This window comes from Ruegeria sp. I3, from assembly GCF_056532525.1.
Genome location: NZ_JBQFNI010000012.1, coordinates 13,964 through 40,162, shown reverse-complemented (window position 1 = coordinate 40,162; position 26,199 = coordinate 13,964). Strand labels below are relative to the sequence as shown.

General features: G+C 52.4%; 24 protein-coding genes. 7 read left to right on the top strand and 17 right to left on the bottom strand.

Annotated features, from left to right (window positions below; all coding sequences use genetic code 11):
• Positions 1-145 precede the first annotated feature (145 nt).
• The gene (locus ACR0L9_RS19645; protein WP_480896487.1) at positions 146-1,153 is read left to right on the top strand and encodes an adenylate/guanylate cyclase domain-containing protein; all 1,008 of its coding nucleotides are present in this window, start codon (positions 146-148) and stop codon (positions 1,151-1,153) included.
• Positions 1,154-1,450: 297 nt separating this feature from the next.
• Here ACR0L9_RS19645 and ACR0L9_RS19640 read toward each other — a convergent pair whose 3' ends face one another.
• Positions 1,451-2,143 carry a class I SAM-dependent methyltransferase gene (locus tag ACR0L9_RS19640; protein ID WP_480504124.1) on the bottom strand — a complete coding sequence of 231 codons (693 nt, stop codon included), beginning with the start codon at positions 2,141-2,143 and terminating at the stop codon, positions 1,451-1,453.
• Between the two features lie 51 nt (positions 2,144-2,194).
• On the opposite strand from ACR0L9_RS19640, the gene ACR0L9_RS19635 reads away from it, so the two are divergent.
• Complete coding sequence (locus tag ACR0L9_RS19635) at positions 2,195-3,094, top strand: LysR family transcriptional regulator (protein ID WP_480896486.1); 900 nt, start codon at positions 2,195-2,197, stop codon at positions 3,092-3,094.
• A 16-nt stretch (positions 3,095-3,110) separates the two neighbouring features.
• Entirely contained in the window at positions 3,111-3,602 is a 492-nt protein-coding gene (locus tag ACR0L9_RS19630) for a P-loop nucleotide/nucleoside kinase family protein (RefSeq protein WP_480896485.1), read from the top strand.
• 99 nt (positions 3,603-3,701) lie between these two features.
• On the opposite strand, the gene ACR0L9_RS19625 is transcribed toward ACR0L9_RS19630, so the two are convergent.
• Together ACR0L9_RS19625 and ACR0L9_RS19620 are read right to left on the bottom strand one after the other, a co-directional pair.
• On the bottom strand, positions 3,702-4,136 hold the full coding sequence (locus tag ACR0L9_RS19625; protein ID WP_480896484.1) for a DUF4345 domain-containing protein: 435 nt from the start codon (positions 4,134-4,136) through the stop codon (positions 3,702-3,704).
• A 28-nt stretch (positions 4,137-4,164) separates the two neighbouring features.
• On the bottom strand, positions 4,165-4,992 hold the full coding sequence (locus ACR0L9_RS19620) for an NmrA family NAD(P)-binding protein (protein WP_170402603.1): 828 nt from the start codon (positions 4,990-4,992) through the stop codon (positions 4,165-4,167).
• Between ACR0L9_RS19620 and ACR0L9_RS19615 the strand changes: the two genes are divergently transcribed.
• Entirely contained in the window at positions 4,986-6,125 is a 1,140-nt protein-coding gene (locus ACR0L9_RS19615) for an AraC family transcriptional regulator (RefSeq protein ID WP_480896483.1), read from the top strand. The two genes, ACR0L9_RS19620 and ACR0L9_RS19615, sit on opposite strands and share 7 nt — an antisense overlap.
• A gap of 313 nt (positions 6,126-6,438) precedes the next feature.
• On the opposite strand, the gene ACR0L9_RS19610 is transcribed toward ACR0L9_RS19615, so the two are convergent.
• The 3 genes from ACR0L9_RS19610 to ACR0L9_RS19600 are packed head-to-tail and all read right to left on the bottom strand — an operon-like array spanning position 6,439 to position 9,551.
• Positions 6,439-8,412: a pyridoxamine 5'-phosphate oxidase family protein gene (locus ACR0L9_RS19610; protein ID WP_480896481.1), complete on the bottom strand. Its 1,974-nt coding sequence runs from the start codon at positions 8,410-8,412 to the stop codon at positions 6,439-6,441.
• A 26-nt stretch (positions 8,413-8,438) separates the two neighbouring features.
• Positions 8,439-8,915, bottom strand: a complete 477-nt coding sequence (locus ACR0L9_RS19605; RefSeq protein ID WP_480896480.1) for a nuclear transport factor 2 family protein — start codon at positions 8,913-8,915, stop codon at positions 8,439-8,441.
• 12 nt (positions 8,916-8,927) lie between these two features.
• Positions 8,928-9,551 carry a glutathione S-transferase family protein gene (locus tag ACR0L9_RS19600; RefSeq protein ID WP_480896479.1) on the bottom strand — a complete coding sequence of 208 codons (624 nt, stop codon included), beginning with the start codon at positions 9,549-9,551 and terminating at the stop codon, positions 8,928-8,930.
• Between the two features lie 107 nt (positions 9,552-9,658).
• On the opposite strand from ACR0L9_RS19600, the gene ACR0L9_RS19595 reads away from it, so the two are divergent.
• Positions 9,659-10,561 carry a LysR family transcriptional regulator gene (locus tag ACR0L9_RS19595; RefSeq protein ID WP_170626552.1) on the top strand — a complete coding sequence of 301 codons (903 nt, stop codon included), beginning with the start codon at positions 9,659-9,661 and terminating at the stop codon, positions 10,559-10,561.
• Positions 10,562-10,815: 254 nt separating this feature from the next.
• Here ACR0L9_RS19595 and ACR0L9_RS19590 read toward each other — a convergent pair whose 3' ends face one another.
• Entirely contained in the window at positions 10,816-11,112 is a 297-nt protein-coding gene (locus ACR0L9_RS19590) for a hypothetical protein (RefSeq protein ID WP_480896477.1), read from the bottom strand.
• A 149-nt stretch (positions 11,113-11,261) separates the two neighbouring features.
• Here ACR0L9_RS19590 and ACR0L9_RS19585 point away from each other — a divergent pair, with 149 nt between their 5' ends.
• Positions 11,262-14,528, top strand: coding sequence for an autotransporter domain-containing protein (locus ACR0L9_RS19585; RefSeq protein WP_480896476.1), 3,267 nt, complete (start codon positions 11,262-11,264; stop codon positions 14,526-14,528).
• A gap of 313 nt (positions 14,529-14,841) precedes the next feature.
• On the opposite strand, the gene ACR0L9_RS19580 is transcribed toward ACR0L9_RS19585, so the two are convergent.
• The 4 genes from ACR0L9_RS19580 to ACR0L9_RS19565 form a co-directional block, all read right to left on the bottom strand.
• Positions 14,842-15,054, bottom strand: a complete 213-nt coding sequence (locus ACR0L9_RS19580; RefSeq protein WP_480896475.1) for a hypothetical protein — start codon at positions 15,052-15,054, stop codon at positions 14,842-14,844.
• Positions 15,055-15,219: 165 nt separating this feature from the next.
• Positions 15,220-16,200: a CobW family GTP-binding protein gene (locus ACR0L9_RS19575; RefSeq protein WP_480896474.1), complete on the bottom strand. Its 981-nt coding sequence runs from the start codon at positions 16,198-16,200 to the stop codon at positions 15,220-15,222.
• 14 nt (positions 16,201-16,214) lie between these two features.
• Positions 16,215-17,681, bottom strand: a complete 1,467-nt coding sequence (gene gntH / locus ACR0L9_RS19570) for a guanitoxin biosynthesis MBL fold metallo-hydrolase GntH (RefSeq protein WP_480896473.1) — start codon at positions 17,679-17,681, stop codon at positions 16,215-16,217.
• 24 nt (positions 17,682-17,705) lie between these two features.
• Positions 17,706-17,924, bottom strand: a complete 219-nt coding sequence (locus ACR0L9_RS19565; protein ID WP_480896472.1) for a hypothetical protein — start codon at positions 17,922-17,924, stop codon at positions 17,706-17,708.
• Positions 17,925-18,023: 99 nt separating this feature from the next.
• On the opposite strand from ACR0L9_RS19565, the gene ACR0L9_RS19560 reads away from it, so the two are divergent.
• A complete protein-coding gene (locus tag ACR0L9_RS19560; RefSeq protein ID WP_480896471.1) occupies positions 18,024-19,358 on the top strand; it encodes a tetratricopeptide repeat protein in 1,335 nt (444 codons plus the stop codon).
• 375 nt (positions 19,359-19,733) lie between these two features.
• Here ACR0L9_RS19560 and ACR0L9_RS19555 read toward each other — a convergent pair whose 3' ends face one another.
• From ACR0L9_RS19555 to ACR0L9_RS19530, 6 genes are all read right to left on the bottom strand, one after another.
• The gene (locus ACR0L9_RS19555) at positions 19,734-20,219 is read right to left on the bottom strand and encodes a RidA family protein (protein WP_480896470.1); all 486 of its coding nucleotides are present in this window, start codon (positions 20,217-20,219) and stop codon (positions 19,734-19,736) included.
• 859 nt (positions 20,220-21,078) lie between these two features.
• Positions 21,079-22,443, bottom strand: coding sequence for a sensor histidine kinase (locus tag ACR0L9_RS19550; protein ID WP_170516074.1), 1,365 nt, complete (start codon positions 22,441-22,443; stop codon positions 21,079-21,081).
• A gap of 357 nt (positions 22,444-22,800) precedes the next feature.
• A complete protein-coding gene (locus ACR0L9_RS19545) occupies positions 22,801-22,944 on the bottom strand; it encodes a hypothetical protein (protein WP_480896469.1) in 144 nt (47 codons plus the stop codon).
• A 477-nt stretch (positions 22,945-23,421) separates the two neighbouring features.
• Positions 23,422-24,792: a sensor histidine kinase gene (locus tag ACR0L9_RS19540; protein ID WP_480896468.1), complete on the bottom strand. Its 1,371-nt coding sequence runs from the start codon at positions 24,790-24,792 to the stop codon at positions 23,422-23,424.
• Complete coding sequence (locus ACR0L9_RS19535) at positions 24,779-25,456, bottom strand: response regulator transcription factor (protein ID WP_170818990.1); 678 nt, start codon at positions 25,454-25,456, stop codon at positions 24,779-24,781. Before ACR0L9_RS19535 ends, ACR0L9_RS19540 begins: the two co-directional genes overlap by 14 nt.
• A 111-nt stretch (positions 25,457-25,567) precedes the next feature.
• Positions 25,568-26,095: a roadblock/LC7 domain-containing protein gene (locus ACR0L9_RS19530; RefSeq protein WP_480439453.1), complete on the bottom strand. Its 528-nt coding sequence runs from the start codon at positions 26,093-26,095 to the stop codon at positions 25,568-25,570.
• Positions 26,096-26,199 lie beyond the last annotated feature (104 nt).

Genomic DNA, 26,199 nt, shown 5'->3' with positions numbered 1-26,199 from the left:
GTTTTGCGGGTCAAAGCGCCAATTCGCTGCATTTGCCTATGAATTCTCCGCGTGACAAAGTGAATGCGCCGACCCTTGAAGTTCACGTTCCCGCCACCCAACGATTCTGATAGCAAAACAGAGAATTCTCGTTCCGGGGGCAGCGTTGATCGACAGACTAACAGCGATTTTTGCTTTGAAGGTCATTGCAGTTTCTATTTGCATTGGCGCGCTCACGCCTCTCATATTCCTAGACGGATACGAGAAACCAGTGGATGCAATTGTCGGCAGTTTGACCGGGTTAATCATTGGTGCAGGATGCCTAACGGTTGAGCTCACCTTTCTCTCTAATCAATCGATCCGATGGCTGCGGCAGACCCCGCTTATCGTCATAATCGGGTTTAGGGCCGTCACTTATAGTCTGATTATCGTTATCGGGATCATACTTCCCGCGCGCGTACTGCTTGATCAGAGACTCTGGCAGGAACCTGAGTTTGCATTCAACTTTGCTCTATCCGCTGCGATCGCTTCTGTCATTTCCACGTCAGTTGAACTGCTAAGGCTGTTAGGCCGGGAGGCAACTTTGGCAATCTTCACCGGACAATATCGACGCCCCCGGCTAGAAAACCGAATTGTTCTTTTTGCCGACCTGGTAGGGTCGACCTCGCTCGCGGAGCGGATTGGCGATTTGAGATTCCACGAGTTCCTTTCTGACGTGTCCTACGATCTGTCCCAGCCCATAGAGAGCAGTGGGGGCGAAGTGCATCGATACGTGGGAGACGCAGTCATCGTGACATGGCCGACAGCGAGCCCGAAGAGTTACGAACGGAGTTTTGCGTGCGCGAAGGAAATGCCCCGCACGTTAGAGAGTAAGACCGAAGAATACGTCGCCAGATTTGGGCAAGAGGCAAAGATCAGGGTGGCTTTACATTGTGGGCCGGTTGCGGCAGGTGAGATCGGGACATGGAAAAAGGAGGTAGCCTTGCTGGGCGACACAATGAACACCGTCGCCCGGATAGAAAGTGCTGCCAGAGACTTCGGAGTAGAAGTGGTGATCTCGGATGCTGTCAGGGAACAACTGTCCGATGAAGTTAACAAAATGCTATCCCAACTTCCCGCCTACAATGCCCGCGGAAAAACCGATCAAATGGCGCTTTGGACCATCGCTAGGTGATTTGCCATTGCAGAAGCTATCGAAATCTAAACACTTGGGCCGTTCGTGTGGACGGCTCAGACCTTCTATTGGCAAACAGTTCTCAACGCTGAATTGCGGCCCGACAGACCTTACTTTCGCCGCGGCCGCAACATCTGGTTCTTATTAACTCATGGTTTTCGGGCAACGCCGCCAATCGCAATAGCTTTCTAAAGGTGGAAACAAACCTGAATGCAGTCCATTCATTCAGGAATTTACTGTTACTGGTGATGTGACACAGATAGCGTTTCCACTTGCAAAGCTGAATGAACTAGAGCTTCAAGGTTTTTGCGCAACAACATAACGACTCTGGAGCATCGAGGCTTGATCGGAAGTATACAGGATTTCAAAGCCTGCCCGCTCAATTTTCCTATCAAGCATCGACATAGAAACGAAATTCACAAACGGGGCTTTCCCAAAAAACTGCATGATAGGGATCGCGACACGACTGATCATCGCATACTTGAACCCACCATTCTCAGGCGCACACACCGTTTTGGATATGAAAACCCCACCGGATTTTGTCAATTTGGCAATATGCTCTAGCGCTTGATCCAAATCAGGCAGGAGATGAAGCAGGTTATGCGCCAAAACCGCATCGTAACCACCTTCAACAGGATCGTGCTCGAGAACTTCGGCCACCTTGAAAGTGACATTCTCCAATCCTTCTTTAGCACGCTTCTCGTTGGCAATCTCGATCATGCCCGGAGCGAGATCCGAGGCGGTGATATGGTTGACATGCGGTGCAAGCAACAGCGCGGTTGAACCCGTCCCGCAACCGATTTCCAGTACACTGTCTTCTGCTTTTAGGTGCGACTTCGTACGTTCGAGTGTGTTCAGATACCCTTCCATGTTCCGGATTGGGTCCGCCGCATACTTTCGCGAGATTCTGCTCCAGAACGCGGCATCTTTGGACAAAGCAGCCATTTTATTACTCTCTTTCAAGTTTGTTGTCGCATCCCATACATCCATACGCACATTTATTAAATTGCCATAATTCGTAGAAGTGTTATGCATAAATGCATGAACTGGAATGCCATCAATTTCGACTGGAATCAGGTACGGACCTTTCTTGCGACAGCTGAGGAAGGCTCGTTTTCCGCAGCGGCGCGCGTTCTCAAGCAAACTCAACCTACTGTCGGTCGTCAGGTTGCGGCGCTGGAATTGGCGCTTGGGATCACCCTGTTCGAAAGAGTTGGTAAATCGCTTAGTTTAACGACCGCTGGCGCCGAGCTTTTGTTGCATGTCAGAGAAATGGCGGATGTCGCGCACAGGATCTCCCTTACTGCTACAAGCCAGTCGCAAACTGTCGAAGGGCAAGTCAGGATCACCGCGTCAGATGTGATGTCTGCCTATCAGCTGCCGCCTATACTGAAAAAGATCCGACTTGCAGCACCGCGTCTTGAGATCGACGTCGTAGCTGCTAATGACTTACGAGACATACAGAGACGTGAGGCTGATATCGCCATCCGACATGTACGCCCGACGCAACCAGATCTGACCGCAAAGCTTGTCGCCGAGGCGACGGCACATTTTTACGCAGCACCTGCGTACCTTGATCAGTTGGGAAGGCCGAAAAATGAAAACGAGCTCGCGAAGTTGGATTTCGTGGGGTTTGGCGACATTGACACGATGATCGGCTTTCTCGATCCGGCGGGCATTAAGGTCACTCGAAAGAGTTTCCGGATTGGCTCGCAAAGCGGAATTGTATCCTGGGAGCTGGTGCGCCAAGGGTTTGGCATCAGTGTAATGTCGGATGACGTGGCTGCCTTGACACCAGGTGTGGAGCGCGTGCTACCCGACCGAGAGCCGTTTAAGTTCCCGATTTGGCTGGCGACGCACTCGGAATTACATACTGCGCGAAGGATCAGGTTGGTGTTTGATCAACTTGCAGATCAACTGAGCACAGGGGCCATTAGGTAATCCGGGAGTTCACCCTATGTCACAGGTCCAACCAACGCTTCACTTGCTTTGTGGTAAAGTCGCCTCAGGAAAATCAAGTCTGGCGGCGAAACTTGCGAATAGCGGCGGGGCGGTGCTCATTTCAGAAGATGAATGGCTTAGCGTCCTATTCGGCGACCAGATGAACTCCCTGCAGGATTATGTAAATTGCGCTTTGAAATTGCGGCCGGTCATGGGGCGGCACATCGCATCGTTGCTGAAGGCAGAGGTTTCTGTCATTCTCGACTTTCCGGCGAACACAATTGAAAACAGAGCCTGGATGCGCAAGCTGCTGGAAGAAACTGCTGCGACGCACCAGCTTCACTTTTTGGACTTGCCGGATGAGGTTTGTCTGCGCCGGCTGCACAAGCGCAACAGTGAAGGTGCGCATGCCTTTGCAGCAACGGAAGATCAATATTGGCGTTTAGCGAGGTATTTCGAGGCACCATCACCCGAAGAAGGTTTTAATGTCATAACTCACAATCAGTAGCGCCAGCCATTCAGTATGTCGCGGAGTCACTCTGATATATTGGCCACCCACTCTGTATCCGTGAATGGCCAAATGCACACAGGCAGCTTTCACTGAGTCTCAAGTCCGGAGTTTACGCGACGACATGAGGTGCATGCCAGCTTTCGTTAGCCGCCCTTTGCTTGCGGCCCACAAACACATCAGTCCAAGTGCCATCTCTATCCCAAGAGCAGAAAGGATGCTGTCCGATGGTCGTCCATCAAGCATAATGCTGACCACGCGCCCCGCGGCAAAGGCGAAGAACACAGTGGCTCCAAGCCAAGCTGATGTCTGGGCCATCTTTTGGTATAGCGCTCCCGACAGGATGATCAGGCCAAGTGCAGCCAGATTGGCAGCAGGTGCGCGCAATTCGCTCATCGAGTTCGGCTGCGGCGAAATATCAATGCCGTAGCTGGAGTAAAAGGCCAGTGGGGCCAGCGTGATGATCAGCCCCAGGGTGGCTGCAACAAGACCCGCCAACCCCAGGACAAGCCTGCGTTTTACGTCAAACGTCATGATTGTGTTCCTTTGTAGTCAGACCGACTCATGCAGCTTGTGTCCAAGCGCCAGACTTTGCGGCTTCATCAGCAAAATCAGAGAAATCGCGCGGAGCTCTCCCCAAGGCACGTTGAACACCGTCCGCAGTGTTCGCATTGCGACCATCAAGCGTTTCCCTCGCTATGTCAGTAATCACGTCAGCAATCATCTCTCCGCTCGCGTTGATGATTTCCGCATGGAAGTCTTCAAACGAAATCGGCACATATTGCACGGTTCTACCCATTGCGCGCGAAAGCTCGGCAGCCATTTCGGCAAATGTCATGAGACGCGGCCCTGTAACTTCATACAGCTCGCCAGTGTGTCCTTCCTCGGTCAAGGCGGCGACGGCAACGTCGGCAATGTCGTCCACGTCGATAATCGGTTCACGCACGTCACCTGCGGGCATGGGCAACACACCGGCCATTACCGGCTCCAGCAATGCACCTTCAGAGTAGTTTTGCGCAAACCACGCCGCACGGACGATCGTAAAGGGCACACCGGAGTTCCGAACAACCCCTTCGGCACGTTCGGCATGAAATTCTCCGCGACCTGTTAACAGCACAAGTCGCTGCAGTCCTTTTTCTCGAGCCAATGCCGAAAAGGCCGCAACTTGCTCGACCGCGCCCGGAAAGGCGATGTCAGGAAAATAGGAAATATAGGCGGCAGAAACACCGTCCAGGATTGCGGGCCATGTCTGCGGTTTTTCCCAATCAAATGGGGTTTTGCTATTCCGCGATCCACGCCGAACTGCATGGCCTCTGTCTTCAAGGCGCGTCACGATACGTGATCCGGTTTTACCTGTTGCGCCAAGTACGAGAATGGTTTGCTGTGTCATCGGTCATCTCCGTAAAATCAGTCGATGACCCCAAAATAGGTAAGCACGAAGGACGAAGAATTCTGCATTGTCCTGACTTTTTATCCATTCATCCAAATATTGTGGACAATTGGGGAGATATCGAACAGTCTGGTGCAGTGAGCCAGATCAGCCCCCATATTCCCGACCCCCATGCAATGGCGCAGCCAATCGGTGATCCGCTCGGGGAAATTCTTCATCTTCTGAAACTGACGGGTACATTCTATTGCCAGTCGCGCATGTCTGCGCCTTGGGGCGTTTCTATACCGGGTTTCCCCGAAATACTGAGCTTTGCGGTCATTACGCACGGGCGTTGCTTTATGAGGGTCGGAGAAGATGTGCCGTTTGAAGTCGAGAAAGGCGACTTGGTTCTGATGACAAATGGCGCGCCAGTTGGGTTCTCCAGCTCAAAAGACACCCCACTTTTGAAACTGGAAGAACTGCCCATACGCAAGGTGACCGAGCTCTACGAAACACTAGAGCACGGCGGCGGTGGAGCCGAGACCGGAATCATGTACGGGCTCGTCAGGATAGATCACGCAGCCAGCGGCATGTTGATGGCCTTGCTTCCCGACGTACTCAAAATCGATCCGTGGGAAGAGGATGCAGGGAGCTGGCTACAAGCAACTTTGCAATTCATTGCAAGAGAGGCGCGTGAATTACGACCGGGCGGCGAAACAGTGATTACACGCTTGGCCGATGTGGTTGTCATCGAGGCTATTCGCCGATGGTTGAACAGTGCGCCCGACGCCAATCGAGGTTGGCTGAAAGCCGCCAGAGACCAACAGATTGGCCGCACCATTGTTTCCATTCATCGCGCACCTGCAGCAAACTGGACAGTCGAGTCTCTTGCACAGGTTGCAGGTATGTCCAGATCGGCATTTTCCGCACGGTTTACCGAACTCGTCGGTGTGCCGGCAATACAATACCTCGCAACTTGGCGAATGCATCTCGCGCGGGAACGATTAATTGCTACCGATCAACCAATCTCGCAAATCGTGGCTGAGATAGGGTACCTATCTGAACCTTCTTTTAACAAAGCATTCAAACGGGTTTTTAACATGCCTCCAGGGAAAGTCCGCAAGCTGCAACATCAGTCACAAGGCGCTGTTTAGTCGAAAATAGACACGTCTTGCTAAAAGCGTATTTGCTTTGAGTCTAAACAGGTCGGCTTCAGGCTCGTTGCAGGCTTCAGCGCAGACGCAGCGCAAGCGCCTTCCCCGTTCTCCACGATACATCCAACGGCCTAAACCGGGCCTTGCACGGAGCGATCAGTTTCCGTGAGTGCAGCCCACATAGCGATCATCGATCCGGGACAGCACTGAGGAAACCGGTATCGTTTCGACTTGGTGAAAACCTTTCCAACACCCAATCATAGAGTTGATTATGCGGCCCGGAGACGTCATGGGCAGGCTTTTTGTCTCCCTATCAAAACACAAATGTCTCGCGGTGGCGTCTTGCTTCCTTAACGCCCAGCCCGTTGAGCGCCGCCTCCGTACTGGTCATCATAGCTTCAGGACCGCACATGTACACATCTCGCATTCCGAGATGCGCGACCGATTGAACGTCTTCGCTTTGCATGCGTCGCTCCTCAATCTTCAGCGGCTGGTCGGTGAAAGTCGCGTTCAGATCATCGCGTGCGGATTTCGCAGCCAATGCGTTTTCGCCTGCGCTTTGAAACGCGACAATACGTAGTGTCACCTGGTCCGAAACAGAGCTGTTTTTTTTCGCAAAGTGCTGCAGAACTGCAATGTCATCGTCCCGACCGGAAAACAGAAACATGATATCGATGGGCTGGTCCTGCGGGTAAGCCTCCACCACTTGTTTGAGTCCGTCCCACATCACCATGAACGGGGTGATGCCAACGCCACCCGCGATCCAAAGCATCTTTGCTGGGAACTTTGGGGGGCTGCCCTCAGCCACTTCGGAAAAACAGGAAAAGCCCGCTCCGGTGCCTTTGAATTTAACTGGAAGATTGTACGTGATCAGCTTCTCCGCGTTGTTGTGCAAGAGGTTGGACATCAGACCGCCTGGTTTGCGTTTGACCGTAACACTGATCCGATTGGTCGTGCGAAACGCGTTGTTCTCTTCGTCAAACTTTGGCGCTCCGGAAAGCGTCCATGTGCGGACGTAGTCCTCGTTCACAAGCTGAGGGTTTGTCTCGTTCATGTGGCTGTATCCGGCGTCCACCAGGTCGGAGAAGTCAAAGACGCCAAAGCCACCGGGCAATGGGGCATTGATTGCCTCAGACAACTCGAATTCGAAGGTACTGATTGTGCTGGACAGGGGTTTTGTAGCGATAAGCTTGGCGGTCAACGGGATAGCGGCGTCGTGCGCCTTGATTGCATGCCCCATCTTCTCCAACTCTGCGCGCAAATATTTGACCGGCGGATTGTAGGGGGAGAGTTGCTCTTTTGATGCCTGCTTGAGGTTTAGGCCTCCACGCACAAAAACCGCGCCCGTTACCTTGATACGTGTCAGCAGGCTCACGCGCGGCATCAGCGCATCTGCGTCATCCCCAAGCAGATTTTCAGCATCCCCCGTAATGTAGAGGATCTCACCGGTTTCAAAGTCTGGAAAGACCAGCCCAACCTTCGGGTCCGTTTCGATATTGCCCAGCGACTGGTAGAAGCGATTGCCAGAATGATCGGGCAGAACCAAATAGGTCGTAACCCGCGCCCCGTCGTTCTCCTCGTAGAGCCGGGTAAAGCCGGGCGCGCCGCCGCGATGATTGACGCCCATATCGGTCTGAGCGCCTGCAGTGGTGGCATCGCTTGTATGTTTTGTCGCCAAGAACAAGGTGCTGGCGCGCGCCACGACGGATTTGGCCTCATTCGACAGCACAGATGAGTGCACATCGAAGCCGTCATGGATAATTTCAGGGTTGCGTCGCGTGTGCCCTAAGGAACGGACTGTAATGTACTTTGGACAGTTCCCCAAGTGCTGATCGGACAACAGTTGTAACCTGATCTTCTCCTCGCCCTCGACATCTGCGGTACGTATGGAGCCCGCAATTTTGTTTCGTCGGCGGTTACCGAAATCGATCCCAACCCCGGCAAAGAGCCGCGCTTCAAGGCCCGATGCGGGATCCTGGCTCACAGCACGCACAAAGGGATCATGCGGATTGGTTTCCGCGACCACATGCGTGGTGTTCTGGCCCGCAACCTGAATGCCAACAGAAGGGTCGCTGTCTGATTGTGTAACCAGAAGGCTGACCCACGGACGCCCATTACGATCAAGCGTTGCGAGCGGCAAATAGGACAGACCCGCAAAGAAATCCGCATGCTGTTTCGGCATATCGCTTTCGATGTAGTGCGGAATCGCATCGCTCACCTCTTTGGGAGTGTGACGCCGCTCTTGCAGCATCAACTCACCTCTGTGCGATTTATGTATCTGTGCCATCGCTTGATCCTTTCACCAGAGCCACGCTAGAGCCCGAGATCGCTCAGACCGGGGTGGTCATCCGGACGGCGCCCCGGCGGCCAGCGGAACTTTCTGTCCGCCTCTTGGATGGGGCGTTCATTGATGCTGGCAAACCGGCGTTCCATGTAGCCATCCTTGTCGAACTCCCAATTTTCATTGCCATAGGCCCGGAACCAGTTTCCGCCGTCATCGTGGCACTCATAGGCGTAGCGGACCGCGATGCGATTGCCGTCATGTGCCCAAAGCTCTTTGATCAGACGGTAGTCCAGTTCCTTGGCCCATTTCCGGGTCAAGAACTCCTCAATCTGATCGCGCCCTTGGGGAAACTCGATCCGGTTGCGCCACTTGCTGTCCGGCGTGTAGGCCAGCGCGACCTTGGCCGGATCCCGGCCGTTCCAGCCGTCCTCAGCCAAGCGCACCTTTTGAATGGCGGTTTCTTTTGAGAACGGTGGCAAAGGATGCCGTTGGGCTTCGATCGTCATGGGTTTGCCCTTTCACTCTGCAACAAGACCAACAGCCGTCGCCGGCATCGCTTCAAAACCGGGCAAGGCCTCAAACCGAGCGAGCCAGGCACGGACATTCGGGTATGGCTCGAGAGAGACATTCCCCTCCGGCGCGTGTGCCGTATAGGAGTAGTTAGCCACATCAGCGATCGTGGGTTTTTCGCCGACGAGCCAGTCGCGGCCCGTGAGCCCATGCTCCAGTTTCTGCATCGCTTTTTCGGCAGTCGCGGCTGCAAAGTTCGGGTCCAGCGGCGCGCCAAAGACGGTGATCAACCGCGCAGCGCAAGAACCAAACGCAATCTCTCCAGCCGCTAAAGTGAGCCAACGCTGCACGTTTGCTTCTCCGACCGCATCACTCGGTATCCAATCAGGCGCATATGTCCGCGCAAGATAGACAAGAATCGCGTTCGAGTCGGACACAACAACCTCGCCATCCTCAAGGACGGGCACTTGCCCATTTGGATTCATGGCAAGAAATTCAGGCGACTTATGCGCGCCAGCTGCCAGATCGACGGGAACAACCTCATATGCAATCCCGGCAAGTTTCGCAAAGACCAAAGCGCGGTGTGCATGGCCAGATTTGGCGAAATGGTGAATACGAACAGCGTTGGACATGGGTTTCTCCGGTTGGTTGCAGGTGTTGAACAAGCAATACACATTGCGCTTCTTGATGATAATCTCCTATATTTGACGAACTTTAAGCCCTCAGAAGGCGCAATAGGATGGACAAGATAGACCGCATGCGGGCCTTTGCGCTGGTTGCAAAGAACACGTCGTTCACCGTCGCTGCGCAGCGCATGGGGCGGTCTGCGCGTTTGGTCAGTAAGTACGTAGCTGATCTGGAAAACGCGCTTGGTGTACAGCTGCTCAATCGCACGACCCGCAGCGTGTCGTTGACAGATGCGGGTGCAACATACCTGATGTTGTGCGAGCCGCTTCTCGACGGATTCGACGAACTCGAAGACAGGGTCAGAAATGAGCAGGCGTCCCTTCGCGGTGTGATCCATATCTCGGCGCCAACGGGGTTTGGCGCATTGCGGTTGGTACCTTCGCTCGCAAAATTCGCTGAGAAACACCCCCATGTAGAGCTCGATCTGAAGTTTTCTGATCGCAGAGCGTCGATTGTTGAAGAAGGCCTCGACCTTGCTGTAAGGATTGGCCCAATGCGGGACAGCTCGCTCAAGGTTCGGCAATTGGGCCGCATGCCCTTGGTTGTCTGTGCCTCACCCACCTATTTGGAACGCGCAGGGCGCCCGGACCATCCCCGGGCACTGGCCAAACATGAGTGCATCCTCGATGGCAATATGACAGAGCCTACAGTGTGGAGGTTCGAGTTCGGCGGCCAAGAAGAGGCTGTCCAAGTGACTGGACGCTTCCGAATGAATGCTCCCGCTGCGTCGGCTCGCCTTGCTGAACAAGGCGCCGCCATCGCACGGTGCCCGGCATATACAGTCGCAGATGCCTTACGGTCCGGCGATCTGGTCGAGCTGTTTCCGGAGAACCGGGTGTCGCCATATGTCGTCGCTGCATTGTTTCCACAGAACAGGCGCATTACAACTCGGGTGCGCGCGCTTCTGGACCACCTAGCAGGCGACACGACTTTATGTCCTGATGGAAAGCGCTGACGGCCCGTTGCAGACATTCGACCTGTATCCGAAGTTCTGCGCTAAGAGCGCTCAGCAGAAATTCGAGTGGGCACGAGTTCTAAACCCGTTTGGCATTCATGCAGACAGATGGAGGTTATTTGAATAATTCTATCATTCCACCGGATCCAAGTAGGGAGCTGCCGCTGGCCGGTTTTTTCAGAGCATGCATGTGATCAATTTGCATCATTCAATAGGCCGCTCAGAAGTTCGTTAATATATCGTTAATCGGAACATCAAAAAGCCATCTTTTTTTTGCTGCTAACAAATACGCGGAGGTTTTCGCGCAAAAAAGTTGCGGTGGTTTCCAGACCACTCTTAAGGGGTGAACAAGATGTTACGAGTAAGCGGTTTGAACCGCAAAGCGCGCCGTCGTACAGCGGCATTTTCCAAAGCGCAAACGAGCAAATACCATCAAGGAAAATCCGCTGCATATCGCGCTTTCGCTGCTCCAGTTGCTGCCGGTGCGATAGGTTTGGGTGCATCGATTGGAGTGGCAAATCCTTCGATCGCGCAAACGGTTGTTCCTCCATCAAACGGTCCGTGCAGTGTTGCGGGTGACCTCGCCACCTGTACGGGAGATGTTTCAACGGGTGTTCAGGCAAACGGGCCAGCAATCGAAACGCTCAATATCAATAACGTGACTGCTCCGGGAATTGCACCAAGCGGTGGAACAGACGGAGTGGCTTTCAGCACACCAACAGGTAACGTAACCCTTAACATCCAGACGAATGGAACCGACGGCATTGTCACGACGGGGAACGGCGCGGATGGGATTGTTGTGGATGCGGACGGCGACGGGGATGTTTCGATCACTTCGACGGGCGACATTGCAACCGACGGACGTCGGTCCTTTGGCATTCGGTCCGATCTTGAGGGTGACGGTGCCATCTCGGTTAACTCGACGGGCAATATCACGACATCTGGACGCAGCAGAAGCGCCGGTATCGGCGCTACGCAACAAGGTGGTGATGGCGATGTGTCAGTGGTTTCAGCGGGTCGTATAAGCACATCGGGCAGCCGTTCAGACGGAATTTACGCCAATCAGGACGGTGGAGACGGCACGGTATCGGTCAACTCAGCGGGCGATATCAGCACAATTCGAAATCGATCAACAGGCATCACCGCTCTTCAGAGTGGCGGCGAAGGGGATGTCTCGGTGGTGTCGAATGGCAATATCTCAACGTCTGGAAACAACTCTGGCGGTATACTTGGACAGCAAAGCGATGACGATGGCGATGTCGCGATCCTATCAACCGGAAACATCACAACAGAAGGAAACAACGCGAACGCCGTCTTGGCGCGTCAAAATGGCGGCAATGGGGATATCTCCATTGAATCCGAGGGCAATCTCTCGACTTCTGGAAATAACGCCCGCGGGATCTTTGCACGGCAAGACGACGGTGATGGCGATATCACGATCCGCTCGACCGGAAATATCACAACAGCTGGCAACAACGCTGATGGCATCTTTGCCCGCCAAAGGGGTGGAGACGGAGATATCAACGTCACTTCGTCGGGCAATATTTCGTCCGCAAGGGACGGCATCCGCGCGCTTCTGACCAATGATGGCGACATTACAATTTCGAACCGGGGCGATGTCAGCGGCGCAGCAGCGGGCGACGGTATCAACGCCACGGTGAATGGCGCTGGTGATGTCGTCGTCGACAGCATCGGGGATATTACTGGCAGAGAATACGGGATTTACGGCGTAGCAAATGGAACAGGCAACGTAACGGTCAATTCTAACGGCAACATTTCTGCTGAAGAAGAACATGCGATCTTTGCTGACGCGGAGGACGGGAATGTGACCGTCAATGTGACGGGCGACGTCCAATCCCTCGATAGCGATGCAATTGATGTGGAAACCGGCAGCCCCGGAGGCGTGATTGACGTCACTGTGGTGGGCAACATCACTGGCGATGCGATCGGCATTGACGCTGATGCCGAGGATTCCGGTGATATCAACATTCAGGTCACAGGTGATATCCGCGCCGGTTTGGATGACGGCATCGAAGCCGAAGTTGATGGTGACGGCGACATCTCGATCACGATGAACGGTGATATCGAAGCAAGCGAACACGGGATCCGCAGCTTTGTTGCTGGCGACGGAAACATCTCGGTTGAAGCGTCGGGTGAAATTGCGGCGGAAAATATTGATGGCATTAACGCTGAAATAGACGGAAACGGCGATGTTACTATTTCGGCATCCGGTACCATCGATGCCGAAGTTGACGGAATCTTCGCCCACGTGACCGAGAACGGCAACATAAGCATTACAAACGCTGCATCCATAACCGCCAGAAACGACGAGGGAATTGACGCCGAAATCTTCGGAGATGGCGATGTCTTCATTAGAAACTCTGGGCGGATAACCTCTCGCGAAGACGATGCGATCGAAGTGGATGTCGAGGGAAGCGGCGATGTCAGCATTGTGAACTCTGCCCGGCTTACCGCCGATTCCGACGCGATCGATATCGAACTAAACGGTGACGGCGATGCCCGTGTGACCAACAGCGGGGCGTTGCGTTCGCTGGACAATAACGGGATCGAAGTGGACGTGGACGGAGCCGGTTCAATCACCATTGTGAACACCGGAAATATTGATGCGTTCGAATACGGTATCGAGATCGAAGATCGCGACAACAACGCCGCTGCAATAATCACAAACTCCGCCCGCATCACCGGTCGAGAAGGCTTTTCCATCGTATATGGCGGCGACGGGAACGACACGTTGAATCTCGAGCCCGGCTCGATTCTGAACGGATCGGTCGATTTCGGCAATGGCAACGATGGCATGGGGGGCACGAACCCGAATGACATTGACACGTTGAACTTTGCGCGCGGGATGAATTCGGTTGTAAATTTTGCTGATGCATCGGGTGACGATAATGACCTCGCGTCCGCCCCCGAAGTCGTCAATTTTGAAGGGGCCGGCGTTGTGGCCAACAATGGCCTCACTGCGGTTTCGGTGGATACGACGGGATTCGCGGCCCAAGGTACCTTTATCAGCGATCTCACCGACGCGGTGTTCAATACGATTGACACCGCCAGCCCCTATGCGTCCGGCTCGTCCGGTGGCCAGGTTAGCAGAAACCTGGGACCTTTCGGGTATGTTGAACAGGATAACGGCCCATATGTCTGGGGTTCAGCCTTCGGAGGAGATCGCGATGTTGAAGAAGACGGTTCAAATCTTGGGTTCAGCCATCGTATGTACGGTTTCGTAGTTGGTGCCGAGACGAATGAATTCATCGATAACAGCGATTTTGGTGTTCTTGTCGGATATGACGACAGCCATATCTCGCTGGATCAAGACGCAGGAGATACCGATATCACGTCATATTTTGGTGGCGTTTACCTCGAAAGGGACTACGGACGATACAGCCTCAACGCAGCGCTTCTTGCTGGCGTAACCGACAATGAAGCGACCCGAAACGTTGATGGCGGCGAAGCGAAAGGCGATTTTGACGGCACGTTCGTTTCGCCATCGCTCTCGATCTCGGCACCCATCAACGCCTTGCCAATTCCTGCCTTCTTCAGTGCACGCGCAAGCTATGTCTTTCTGAAACTTGATGAATATACCGAAACAGGAACTGCGTATCCGCTGACTGTCGAAGATCGGAACGTTTCGCTGTTCAACACGCGGGCGCAATTGAACTTGCCCCGCTTCTACGAGGCCGCAAATGGATCGAGTACCTACCTGAACTGGGCCGTTGGAGTAGATGCAACTTTTGATGCAGGATCCGACGATGTGGACGCAATCGTAGCAGCGACACCCTTTTCTTTCGTAGCTTCAACAGAAGATGCAGCTGCAGGGTTTCTTGGAATTACGCTTGAACATACCTCTGCAGATGGAAACCGATCGATAGGCTTCAGCGGCGAGTTTCAATCAACCTTTGGTGGTGGATCCAGTGTTGTCGGAGAACTCACGGCTTCCATAAGGTTCTAAACCAACGAATTGCCGTATTGTTTGGTCAAATGTTGGTTCTTAACAGCCTCTTCAAACTGACTGCCTTAACATGGGAGCGTCTGTTTAGTTTCGTCACGCACGTCCAAGCCATCTACGCCTACGAAATCACAGGGGCTTTTTTGTATTTTCGAATCTAGCCGTAGGCGTCGACCGCGAAGGTCGGATTTCACCTCCGCTACCGGATAGGTTTGCAACTGCAGAGAATGTCAGCTTCCCGCCCTTCGGGCCCAATGGCCAAGGTTTCGCTGGGCGGTTCAAGGTCGACGATCGGCGCTTAACCTAGCTTTCTGCTCTAGCGCCACCGGGACCGCTCGCGATTGCGCTCCCGACGTTCAATGTTGATCTGATGATCGCGACCCAGCGCCCGATAGAAGCCCAGCTCCTTGGACCAATTAAGAAAATGGGCAAAGCTGTTGACCTGATCGTCTTTGCGCCCGCGTGGAAAGGACTGCGATTCCCGTTTGAATGTCCGCAGCCAGGGCGCGTCTAGCAACCTTAGTTTCATAGGCGGTCTCCTTTCAGCTGGCCGTTTTCTCATGGGTGGCTTGCACTTGAGATCGCCAGATTGGCAATGACGTCAATGGCCCACTCACAGTCCGCCGCCGCCGAACTGGGTGAAATTATCCAACCTGGTTGACTTATAGCCAAAATACTTGGTCGAAACTGGCTTTCAGACTGTCTCCATAAGCGTGTCCGAAAGCACATCCTCGGAGAGCGCCCCCGGTGCGCCTATTGCGACAAGCCTTGTTTCGGGTTTGCGGTCACCCCAAGCACCATCCCGTGCGATGTCCATTCGTTTTCCAACCACCTGAACAAGAATGCGATGATCTGGATCCTCCTCGCTGAAAACAAAACCCTTGAGGCGATAAACGTCGCCCGGAAGCTTCCGAATTGCACTCCGGAGGGAAGACAGGCTTATTGGGCGTTCAGCTTTCATCATGGTCGTAGAAAAGCTGTCTGAGTGATCAGAGTGGTGGCAACCACAATCTGGCCCATGTTCGTGATGATCGGGTATTTCTGTTTCGAGCTGTACGGCGGCAAAGCGACCGACTGAAAGAAGTATGTCCAGAGGGACGTCTGCGTTTACAGCTTCGACAAGACGATAGCGACGGAAGCGAGAGCCAAGCCAGTCGTGCACCTTCTGAACTGTGGCCCTGTCGACAAGATCAACCTTGTTCAAAATGACCATGTCCGAGAACGCAATTTGACGAAGCTTCAGTTCCATTTGTTCTGGCGCAGCAAATAGCTGTTCCGCATCGACAAGACACATAAGGCTGTCCAAGCGGATCATGTCCCGGAACCGTTGATCCGTAAACGTCATTGCGATTGACGATGGATCCGACACTCCACTTGCTTCAAGGACGATGTATTCTGGTTTCTCAGGCCGAGCGAGAACAGCTTCTACCGTTTCAATCAGATCATCTCGTATCGAGCAGCAAACGCACCCATTAGCCAAGCTCATCACATCATCTTCGAGACCAACCACCAAGTCGGCGTCTACGTTTATTGATCCAAAGTCATTCACCAGGACTGCCACTCGTAATCCGTGATTGCCGGTAAGGATCCGGTTCAAAAGTGTCGTCTTGCCGGCTCCAAGAAAGCCGGTAAGGATCGTAACAGGGATCGCAGAAGTCGAACCAAATTCAATCATTGTTCGATCTCCTCTCAGTCTTCATCACGCGAGCCGATTACATCCGAAACTTTGATGGTAAAGTCCTGCGGCCAGTCTCCGCCGGGTGCTCGGAAAACGTCAGTTGGGTAGTATTCGCGTGGATCGATCTCCATATCTCGATACTTCTGGTCTTGCTGGTCTGCGCGGGTGAGTCTTGGGTTCGGTAATGTGATTTCATCCGGAAGCTCAATACGCCCGGCCTCGGCCGCCGCAGCCAGTTCACGAAATGGTGGCACAGTACCGGATTTTCCGGGCAGAGCAGCTTTCCTGTACCAGATTGCATCCTTGGTCACGTTCACAACGGCTACATCGAGACCCCATTGGAACAGACCGTCGTAGTGGGCGCGAATACCAGCCAGCATTTCAGCGTCGATGTCTTCATCCTGGGTATAGTGTGTCACCATTCCCAATCGCGGCCTTGTGTCAGCAAAGAGCTTACCCACGGCATAGTGGGAGGTGTGATGCGTATCGATAGTGTAGTTAAAGAGATCTTGTGGGATACCGTATTTGTAGGTCATCAACTGACCAATATCCTGCCCCGACATTTCGGTTACAAAGACATCAACGCCTACGCCGTATTTTCGTGAAAGCTCATCTGGGCGACCATCGCCGGTCCAAACAAAGCTCAGACCATTCCAATCGAGCCGATAACCAACCGCACCGTCCTTGGCATGACTTCGCGGCCAAGACCGAACAGTCACACCGTCTTCGTCATAAACAATACCACCTTCCTGGCGGAAATCGAATTCATTGACTTCGATCTCGTAGCCGTCCCCAATCGGGAAAACATCAAAGGCCTCCAGATGCCATTTGAGCATCTGTTGCATGCCTTTGACCATTCCGGCTGTGCCAAGCTCGGGCGTTCGACCTGACGGCCCATGGATGCGTAGTGGCGTGTAGCCACCCGACCAGGCACGGAAGGGGTAAATATACGGAATGTCGGCATAGTGGTCGACATGCAGGTGAGAGATGAAGATGTCGTTGATCAACTGCCCAGGCACTTGCATCGCAATGATGTTGCGGACACAACCGGACCCAAAGTCGAAGAAGAACCGTTTTCCATTCCCCAACTCCACCATGATACAAGTACCCGCCTGATCTTCGCGCGGCGGATATGGTGTTGAGCCGCAGAATGAGATGCGCATCTCATCTGGCCCCAACTCCTCACTAAGCGGAAAATAGTTCGCATTTGAACCGGTCATGTACTTCGTAGGACGGAAGTACTCCGGCAATGATATGCCACCTGCGGGTCGACCACCATATGGGTTCTTGAGTGTTTCTCCTAGAGGGCCGCCTCCTTCGTGGGCCTCGGCAGTTCCTGCCGCAAACCCAGCCGCCCCTGTGGCAGCCGCTCCAGTGGCCAAGCCCTTTAGAACACTCCGCCGCGACGGGTCTTCAATTTGATCTGACGCCTGAACCTGTTTGTCGTCCTGGTCTTTTCTATTGTCTTCCTTGGTCATGGATTGGTCCTCAGTTAGAGTATCTCACAGGCTGCGCTTCAACATCCGGCGAAGCTCGCTGATGAGTTCAGATTTGATGTGGGCCCATTCGGCGCGCTCTGAGGCCGTGATCGATGCGTCTTTCGAAAACGCAGATGCTTTCTTCAGGTCCTCGATGACCTCGCCGAGTAGTGCATCCGTTTCGATGCGCCCCGACAGCACATCGGAAAGTTCCGGAATTTCTTCAATCAGGTTCACCGTCACTGGAAAAATCCCGACGCCCACTATCTATTCTCAAATCAAGATGAGTGCGGTTGACCGCAAAGGCCAAGTGAGTCACCGTGAGTTGGGGGTGAGTTGACATTGAACAAATCAAACGATTTGCCAATAAATCAACAAGTTGGCCAACCTTCTCCGGAACTCATCCGGGAAGCTCTGAGTCGAATTGTATCAAGCGACGGATTTCAAGCTTCACCCCGACTCACGCAGTTTCTCACCTATATAGTCGAGGAAACTCTATCTGGTCGAAGCGCTCAGATTAGAGGCAAAGCTATCGCTGTTGAGGTCTATGGGCGGCGCATAGATGGTACTGGTGGTCAAAACCTGGTTCGCGTTGAGGCTAGGCGACTGCGTCGCCTTTTACATCAGTTCTACGAAGATCACTGGGACGGCAACGGGGTTCGCATTTTTGTTGATCCCGGCGGATACAAGCCGCGGTTTTCATACGAATCTACAATCGAAGACCGTACATCAAGTGAACTGAAGAGCGACAATCCAGTTGGCCGTTGGCGTTCGCGGCAACTGCTGCCTGCTGGACTAGGTGTTGTTGCATTAGTCGCTGTGCTTGGCCTCTGGATGAGCCAGGATAACAGGGAGGTTGTGCCGACAACTCGATCCATCGAGAAAGCAGAACGTGTGGCGCTTGGTGAACAATCATTGACGAGACTCCAGGCGGCCAACATTGCAGACCAAGCCCGAGGCATGTTTTTTCCCGTTTTTGATGTCAAACGTCAGCAGATAGCACTGGGAATGTTCCAGCACGCGATGGAACTCGACCCGGCTCTGTCCGACGGCTATGCCGGATCAGCGCAGGTCCTGGCGATCTTGGCGGTGTTGTCGCCGGATGAATCACAAAGGGATGATTTCTCCAATCAAGCTTCAGAAATGTCTGAAAAAGCGCTTCAATTGTCCCCGGCCGACGCCTGGGCAAACAGCGCAAACGGTTGGGTGCTGGCTGTCAAAGACCAGCCAAACGAGGCATTGAAATACGCAAGGATGTCGGTCGAACTGGCGCCGAATGATGGCCATATTCTCGACCTTGCAGGTATCACCGCCATCTTGGCTAACGCCCCGGAATTTGCCGCCGAGGTTAGCAACCCGGATAGACCCAAATCAGGATCCGGGAGGTTTGGTGCGAGAAACATCTGGGGCGTCTCGCAACTTATGCTCGGGAACTACGAAAATGTTGTTGAAGCTTTTCAGGGAGCGCCAGCTGCTGGAGCGCCAGTCAGTGCTCCTTCGCTCTTGTTCCAAGCCGTTGCGCACGATCAGTTGGGAAATTCAGAAGAAGCACGACGGCTCGTTGCTGAAATGCGCAGGACATGGCCTGAGTTTCCGTCCGAGTTTCTCGCCGATAGGATTTTCCACAACGACATCAATACGCGGAACATAATACTAGAGGCACTGAGCAGATACTGACGAAACGTATCGCGACTATTGCCTCGAAAAGAGCGTCAAAACCTTTTCAAATAGTTCCGCTTTGAAAGCACAAGGGGATGATAAAATCGGCGGTAGAGCCGGACCACGCCGTCTGTGGATTGAGGGTGGGTTTTGTAGATTTGCAAAGTCTGCTTACTGCGCGTTGGCGACCTTGGTACTGTCCGCAGCAATGGTCCGTTTAGGCCCGCAACTGACTTTCTCTGCGATGTGCCCCAAACAGAAGAAAGAGCCCTGAGCCGTCATTGCTGATCCAACATGGCGCTGCGTACGCATTCGGCAGATCGCAGCCCAAACCCGACATTCATCGTTGGGCTTTGCAAATCCCATTTTGCGGACAAAACCGTCGCAGGCCTGTCAGGTAGAGATCATGACTTCGCCCTCAATTTCCATTGCGAAACCGAGCGGTAGTCCAGACACACCGATAGCAGAACGCGCATGGCGACCGATGTCTGGGCCGAACACCTCAATTATCAAATCGCTAAAGCCATTTACCACAACATGTTGATCCGAGTATCCGGGCGCAGATGTCACCATACCAAAGACGCGGGCCCATCCAACAATTCTTGATAGCTCGCCTATTTCTGCTTTCAGGTTAGCCAGTACCGTTAGTGCCACTTCGCGGGCTTCAGCATACGCTTGATCCGTAGTAATTTCGGCTCCGACAACTCCAAAGGGCCCGGCCAGACTACCATCCATTGCGTTTTTTGGGTGACCTGAGAAAAGTGCTCGGTCACCTCTGACATTAACAAATTCGAAGGGTATGTGCAGGCCATCCGGTAACTTGGTAGGCGCAGGTAATTTCAAGCCCAATTCTTCAAGCCTGCTTTCTGGCGTCGACATAGTAATCCCTCCAACTAATGCATGGGCTGCAAGCTAGGCGGAAAGAAAACCAATGTCATCTTCGGGCTCATTGTAGACAATTTCTACAGGCTGTCGCACTAATCTGCAGCGCAGGGTCACATTTTGTTACGAAAACGATATTTGATTTGGGGTGCCCTCTGATGTCGAACATTCACTTAGTTTATGGTCCAACTATGACAGTTAGGTCAGGTTCGTGTGACGTTCATCAATTTTGTAGGGCGCGACATTGTTTTGCCATTCGGCGACCAGTAAGCCATTGATTTTGAGTCATTCGACTTTTGATAGGTACACTGGTTTTGCCTTTTGCGACTCAAAGGTTTTCCATCACATCAAAGCAGCCCAATATTCCAGGCCGCACGGGCTTTAGGCAGTCAGCCAACTATACCAAGACCGATTAGACCGATTTCAAAACGGTTCTGGTATTCGATGTCGGCCACCGGGGCGTTTCCAAGACGCTGAGCCTGAAGCACACACGGTCAATGCACGCACAACGATCAGCCGGCCTTAGAAGTTGCCGTTTGAAGCCACCAACAGGATTAAGTTGTACAACGTTAAATCCGACTCGGCTCGTTTAAGCAGTTCGTTCTTCTTATATAGCCAATCTAGGTCCACTAGTTTATCCACACCCATCGCGACGAATTGCTTCCGTCAGCGATATTGGGTTTGTTTAGAAACGCCGAATTACCTGATTACATCAAAGCGGGGCATCCCCGCCCTGTCGACACCTCGAACGGTCGCTGTTTCGAGACAGTCTCTCCCGGCTTTGATTGTTCGACTACCTTCTTCGGTCCCAAGTTTCGTAAACACCAAGATAGGTTCGCTCACCTTTTAAGTGCCCTTACGCAACTTCGAATTGAATTGAAACAGTCAACCCAGGTGAATTGTTTATGGCAGTTAAGAGCGACGAATGGTGGTCTGCAATAGCTTTCACTAGCGCCAACCCCAAACCATTCCCAACACTGTTACGTTCACTTTCCAGTTTATAGAAAGGAACAAAAAGCTTACCTAGTGTGTTTTCTGGAACGCCAGGGCCATTGTCGACTACCGAAAGCGTAACGATGCTTTCTTCTTGTTCAACGATCAGCAGAACCTTGGAATGCTCTGGACAATGATCAATTGAGTTCTGCAAAAGGTTTGCACAGAGCTGTTTTAGCATACCCTCATCGCCTTCGATTAGTGTGCGCCCTGATTGGTTCTCCACAAAACTAAGGCTTTGTGCCTTCAATTCCGCTAGCGGGATCATGTTCTCAACAGCTTCTCGACCCAGTCTATTCAAATCCAGATAGCTGAACGCTTTTGAACTGTTGCCTTCTTCGATGCGATTGATCCGCAAAACTGTTTCAAAGGTCCATTTGAGCCGATCAAGTTCAGATTGAATTTGGTCAATAGCTTCGACAGATTTACCCTCCGATTGCAGTGAATCCCTCGCTTGCTGAAGTGTGATGTAAGCATGGGTGAGCGGGTTCTTCAGATCATGCGCAATGGCCGCAGCGGCTGATCGTGTTGTTGACATCAAAGCAGTCAGGTTGTCGAGATGGCTGTTCATTAGCCTTGAAACCCGGTCTATCTGATCATTGTTCTTGCCGACCGGAAGCCTCGCTTTGACTTCCCCTCTTGAGACTTTGTTGAGCGTCTTCGCCATTTGATCAAGTTTGCGATATGTTCTTATGCTGGTGATGTAGCCAACCAATAGCGTGCAAAGCGTTGCTCCTAATCCGATTGCAACCAAAGACCAAGCCAACGATCGAAGTGTGCTTGTTACAAATGCAAGATCGCGACCAACCACGATTACGAAGCCACGGTAGGTTTGCACATTTACACGATGGATACGCTTTTCACCGCCTAGGTTAATGCCATCATCTTCGATTTCCCCCCAGCCTCGAAAGGATGGGTACTCGTCGATGTTTCCAGCCAGACGCTTCCCTTGACTATCGAACAGACCAATCAAACTCGTGTCGAACGGCAACCAGAGTGTCGCGTCATCAATCGCTTGCACCACGTCGGAATCGTTGTCGTTATCGTCCAGAATTTCTTGTATGAAACGCATTTCATCGATTAGCAACGAGTCCATTTCACGCTGCAAGTCGCCACGAATTCTTTCAAATGTCAAAAATGCCAATGCTGCAACCGAAAGAAGTATGACAACCGCTGCATACAAGGCGGTAGTAAAGGCTGCTCCAGATACAATGTTTGAGCGTTTCATTCTTCTTTAGTCCGGTTTTTGTGTCGTCACCATGTTGTTCGGCTAACGACGAACCTGTTCTGGCGGATCGAGTATGTGATCTGAGGGTTTTAGCTGCATTTTCATTCAAAAAATGGGGAATTTGGCCGAATGTGTTGCAACACTGGCGATGCGGACCCAGCGAAGCTCAGTAGAGTCAACGCTTTGACGTCCATGCAAGCTGCACTTGATTGAGCACATCGAGCCATTTTTGACAGCCAACGCACAAGGAGTTCACGGCCGGTATTAGGAAGCAACAGAAAGCAGCTTTAGATGAACTTACAACGCGCCCTTCCGAGGGGGAGGAAGGGCGCGCTGCTTTGACTGAGGGAAGCTTGCTTACGAGTGAGTGGTCCGTGTCTTCACGGCGCCGGTAATACCCTCAAGAATGGGTACGAGTGCTTCCTCAGTCGAGTATTCGGCTTCAGTTCCGAACCTGACAGCATCTTCTGCAACGTGATCTTGCCAGCGGGATTTCATCATCCTTACATTTTTGAAAGGTTATTGCGATCTACCCGATGAACACCGAGTGATTTGTGTTGATCATCCACTCTTTGTGCAATGTCCGTGATCTTCGATTGGTGTGGCACCATGAGTGGACAACTCATAGGTCATGGTTGGAAAATGGAGCACCAACGTCCAGACTTCGTCGGGTTTGATGTGGATAAATGTTACGCCGTCCAGGCCGTGTGCGACAGAGGCTGTGCCTTCTCTATCCTGTACTATCAGTCGCGCTTCTGAGAGGTCGGCATCCTGAAAAACCTGAACTACTTCTCCGTTAGTTTCTGACGTGCATTGGAATATTGTCTCGCCTGCCGTCGCCGCACTCGCGGGCAAGAATGCCATTAGGAATATTGCATTTTTCATCATTGTGTTTCCGATCAAAGAGGTTGAGCTTTCAGGTTTGAGTGGTCCAGGTGATGGTTAGAATTCTGAGCTGCACAAATCATCAGCTTGTGTTCAGGCCGCAATCGGGGGCTTCCCAAAACTCACACATACCCGCAGGCCCGGTTTGTTGTTTTCTGCGGTGATAAGTGCGCCGTGCCGCATTGCGATGGCCTTAACAAGCGATAGGCCGAGCCCATTTCCAGTGTCGTTTTTTGTGTGGTCAACTCGGAAAAACGCGTCAAAAATCTTGCTGATTTGTGGATCCGGAACCCCCGGTCCATTGTCTTCAACAATCAGCTGTATCGCTTCAGTCGTGGCCGTTAGGGAAATCCTGATCCAACATCCAGAAGGGCAAAACCGGAGTGAATTGTTCACAAGATTGACGAGCAGCCGTTTCAGCATGTCTTCGTCGCCTCGTATCAAAATCGTGTCGGCGTTGTAGTCAGCAGTGATGTGTTTACCTGCTTCCGCCGCAACCGGATGAAACGCCTCTGCCACATTCTCAACGAGTGCACTCAAATTGACGGTTTGGAAGCTTACTTCATGCCCGCCAGCCTCGATTTGAGATACTGTGAGTACTGTGTCGAAGACAGTTCTGATGCGCCTAAGATTTTTCTCTAAATCGTCGAGGCCTTGTCGTGGGTCACCACCATGCTCAACTTCGCAATATACCTTTTGTAAAGCCATGAACCCGTTCAACAAAGGGCTCCTCAAATCGCTGGCAATTGTGACCGCAGTGGATTGAGCACAGTTGAGTGAGCTCGAAATCCAGTCGAGACGTCGGTTGATCATATGGCAAATTCGATCGCTTAGGTCGCTTGTATCTGACACGGGAAGACGAAGGCTGATATCTTCTTGAAAGACCTGGTCGAGGGTTCGCTCAATCCTTTGAAGTTTTCGATGGTCTTGAGCGCTGAAGTAATAGCCAAGACCCAGGACAGCGGCAGTTGTCGAAAGCGTCAGCAGCAACAACCCTTCCCAAAGGGTTTTCAAAGCCTGATTAGGTGGTGTCAGGCTGCGAGCGACCACTGTGCGATACCCAAGATACTCTGATACATGGAGAAGATAGACGGGCGCGGTCCCACCGATCTGCAAAAAATCCGGATCGACTTCGTGCCAACCTATCGTATCGGGCGTTTTCGCAACTGATCCAGCAAGTAATGAACCGTTCTGGTCGAACAGCGCGACTACGTGAAGCCCAGTTCGAATGGGACTATTCAAATGTTCAATTGCTCGCTGAACTGGTTCTGAGCCGCCGTCCAGTAAAATCTCATGAAGCAGGAGCTCTTCATCGAGGATTTGTTGCTGGAGATCACTGCGAAGCCTGTCTGCAAGCGCTAAGTAGACAGCAGAGCCAAATACTGCAGTTATGATCCAGACTATCAATGCCGCGAAACAAGCCGATCGGAACGGAGCACCTGAGAGAATGCTAGAGCGGCCCATGAATGCTGTATCCAACGTTTCGAGACGTGTGCAAAAGTGGCGTCTCGAAGGGTTTGTCGATCTTCGACCTAAGGCGACTTATATACGTTTCAATCACGGTCGAATTTGGATCAAAGTTGTAGTCCCAGACTTGCTCCAAAAGCATGTTGCGTGTCACGATCCGACCGGCATTCCGCATCAAAACTTCCAACAGCGCAAATTCACGGGGCAATAAGTCTATTGTAACGTCTTGCCTTTTCACCACCCTGCTGAGCAGATCCATCGAAAGATCGTGGACTTGAAGCCCAGTTGAGGCAATGCCGGTCGGCTGTCGTCTGATAATGCTGTTTAGACGCGCCAGAAGTTCTGAAAAATGAAAAGGCTTAACCAGGTAGTCATCCGCACCTTCGGTCAAACCCTCAACTCTGTCCTGAACGTCGCCTATTGATGTGAGGAACAAAACTGGGGTCTGTTTCTTCGCGGCCCTCAAGGCCTTGAGAACAGAGAGACCATCCATTCCAGGCAACATACGGTCTAAGACTATGGCGTCACATTCGTTGTACAAACAATATGATAGAGCATCTCGACCATCATCATACCACTCCACACTGAAACCGTTCGATCTCAGCCCGGAATTGACAAATTCGGCGGTCTTTTTGTCGTCTTCTGCGACGAGTATTTTCATTTTAAGACCTCCGACATTACCGTTGGATCCGTTTATCGCAGTTACCAATGCGGGGTTAAGTGAACTCAGCCATAACGGGATGGCTAAGTCCATTTGGCATTTCGTTGCAGGCTAGAGGCTGAGCGTTTCTTCAACAGCTTTTACTTGCAATCGGGCGAGCCCCAGATTGGCGGTCTTCTTATCCAACGCGACATACACAAAAATGTTTGGGTTTTTGTCTAGTGGACGAACCAGATGAAACTGTTTGCCAAGCGTGATCAGAATGTCTTCGATGGTATCGTTAAGTTTCAAAGCTTCAATTGCCTGAAGTTTGGCACGGACGACTTCAACATTCGCTGCCCCGGCGGTATCAAGATCAAACTTGGAACCGCCTTCTGTGCCTAAAGTAAGGCCTGTATCGCTGTCGACGAGGCACGCCCCCAGAAGACCTTTGATTTCACTTAGTTTAGAAATGTCCAACGACATGTTTGGCTCCTTTTTGGCCTTAGAATTGTTGATCTGACCCGCACCGCGCATTTGATTGATTGGACGAGTCCTATTGTTTGCAGGTGGGATGGTAATGACGAGTTTTTGAACCAAGCCAAACCTTTCGCCAAATCTGGCCAGCACAGAGGTGGCATCACCTTTGTGTCTCGACATTTGCTATCCAATTCTCGCTGTGATCGTGGAAGTAGAATGTCGAACTGGGTGCCTGTTTCTTCGAACTGCTTGGGCGTGAAGAAACAGCTGATCAACCAATCTGT

What these genes read in the sequence shown, in the direction of transcription:
- ACR0L9_RS19640 (WP_480504124.1), bottom strand. Translation starts at nt 2,143, where the DNA reads ATGGATGTATGGGATGCGACAACAAACTTGAAAGAGAGTAATAAAATG.
- ACR0L9_RS19635 (WP_480896486.1), top strand. Translation starts at nt 2,195, where the DNA reads ATGAACTGGAATGCCATCAATTTCGACTGGAATCAGGTACGGACCTTT.
- ACR0L9_RS19630 (WP_480896485.1), top strand. Translation starts at nt 3,111, where the DNA reads ATGTCACAGGTCCAACCAACGCTTCACTTGCTTTGTGGTAAAGTCGCC.
- ACR0L9_RS19625 (WP_480896484.1), bottom strand. Translation starts at nt 4,136, where the DNA reads ATGACGTTTGACGTAAAACGCAGGCTTGTCCTGGGGTTGGCGGGTCTT.
- ACR0L9_RS19620 (WP_170402603.1), bottom strand. Translation starts at nt 4,992, where the DNA reads ATGACACAGCAAACCATTCTCGTACTTGGCGCAACAGGTAAAACCGGA.
- ACR0L9_RS19610 (WP_480896481.1), bottom strand. Translation starts at nt 8,412, where the DNA reads ATGGCACAGATACATAAATCGCACAGAGGTGAGTTGATGCTGCAAGAG.
- ACR0L9_RS19605 (WP_480896480.1), bottom strand. Translation starts at nt 8,915, where the DNA reads ATGACGATCGAAGCCCAACGGCATCCTTTGCCACCGTTCTCAAAAGAA.
- ACR0L9_RS19600 (WP_480896479.1), bottom strand. Translation starts at nt 9,551, where the DNA reads ATGTCCAACGCTGTTCGTATTCACCATTTCGCCAAATCTGGCCATGCA.
- ACR0L9_RS19595 (WP_170626552.1), top strand. Translation starts at nt 9,659, where the DNA reads ATGGACAAGATAGACCGCATGCGGGCCTTTGCGCTGGTTGCAAAGAAC.
- ACR0L9_RS19590 (WP_480896477.1), bottom strand. Translation starts at nt 11,112, where the DNA reads ATGGAGGAACAACCGTTTGCGCGATCGAAGGATTTGCCACTCCAATCG.
- ACR0L9_RS19580 (WP_480896475.1), bottom strand. Translation starts at nt 15,054, where the DNA reads ATGAAACTAAGGTTGCTAGACGCGCCCTGGCTGCGGACATTCAAACGG.
- ACR0L9_RS19575 (WP_480896474.1), bottom strand. Translation starts at nt 16,200, where the DNA reads ATGATTGAATTTGGTTCGACTTCTGCGATCCCTGTTACGATCCTTACC.
- gntH (WP_480896473.1), bottom strand. Translation starts at nt 17,681, where the DNA reads ATGACCAAGGAAGACAATAGAAAAGACCAGGACGACAAACAGGTTCAG.
- ACR0L9_RS19555 (WP_480896470.1), bottom strand. Translation starts at nt 20,219, where the DNA reads ATGTCGACGCCAGAAAGCAGGCTTGAAGAATTGGGCTTGAAATTACCT.
- ACR0L9_RS19550 (WP_170516074.1), bottom strand. Translation starts at nt 22,443, where the DNA reads ATGAAACGCTCAAACATTGTATCTGGAGCAGCCTTTACTACCGCCTTG.
- ACR0L9_RS19545 (WP_480896469.1), bottom strand. Translation starts at nt 22,944, where the DNA reads ATGATGAAATCCCGCTGGCAAGATCACGTTGCAGAAGATGCTGTCAGG.
- ACR0L9_RS19540 (WP_480896468.1), bottom strand. Translation starts at nt 24,792, where the DNA reads ATGGGCCGCTCTAGCATTCTCTCAGGTGCTCCGTTCCGATCGGCTTGT.
- ACR0L9_RS19535 (WP_170818990.1), bottom strand. Translation starts at nt 25,456, where the DNA reads ATGAAAATACTCGTCGCAGAAGACGACAAAAAGACCGCCGAATTTGTC.
- ACR0L9_RS19530 (WP_480439453.1), bottom strand. Translation starts at nt 26,095, where the DNA reads ATGTCGAGACACAAAGGTGATGCCACCTCTGTGCTGGCCAGATTTGGC.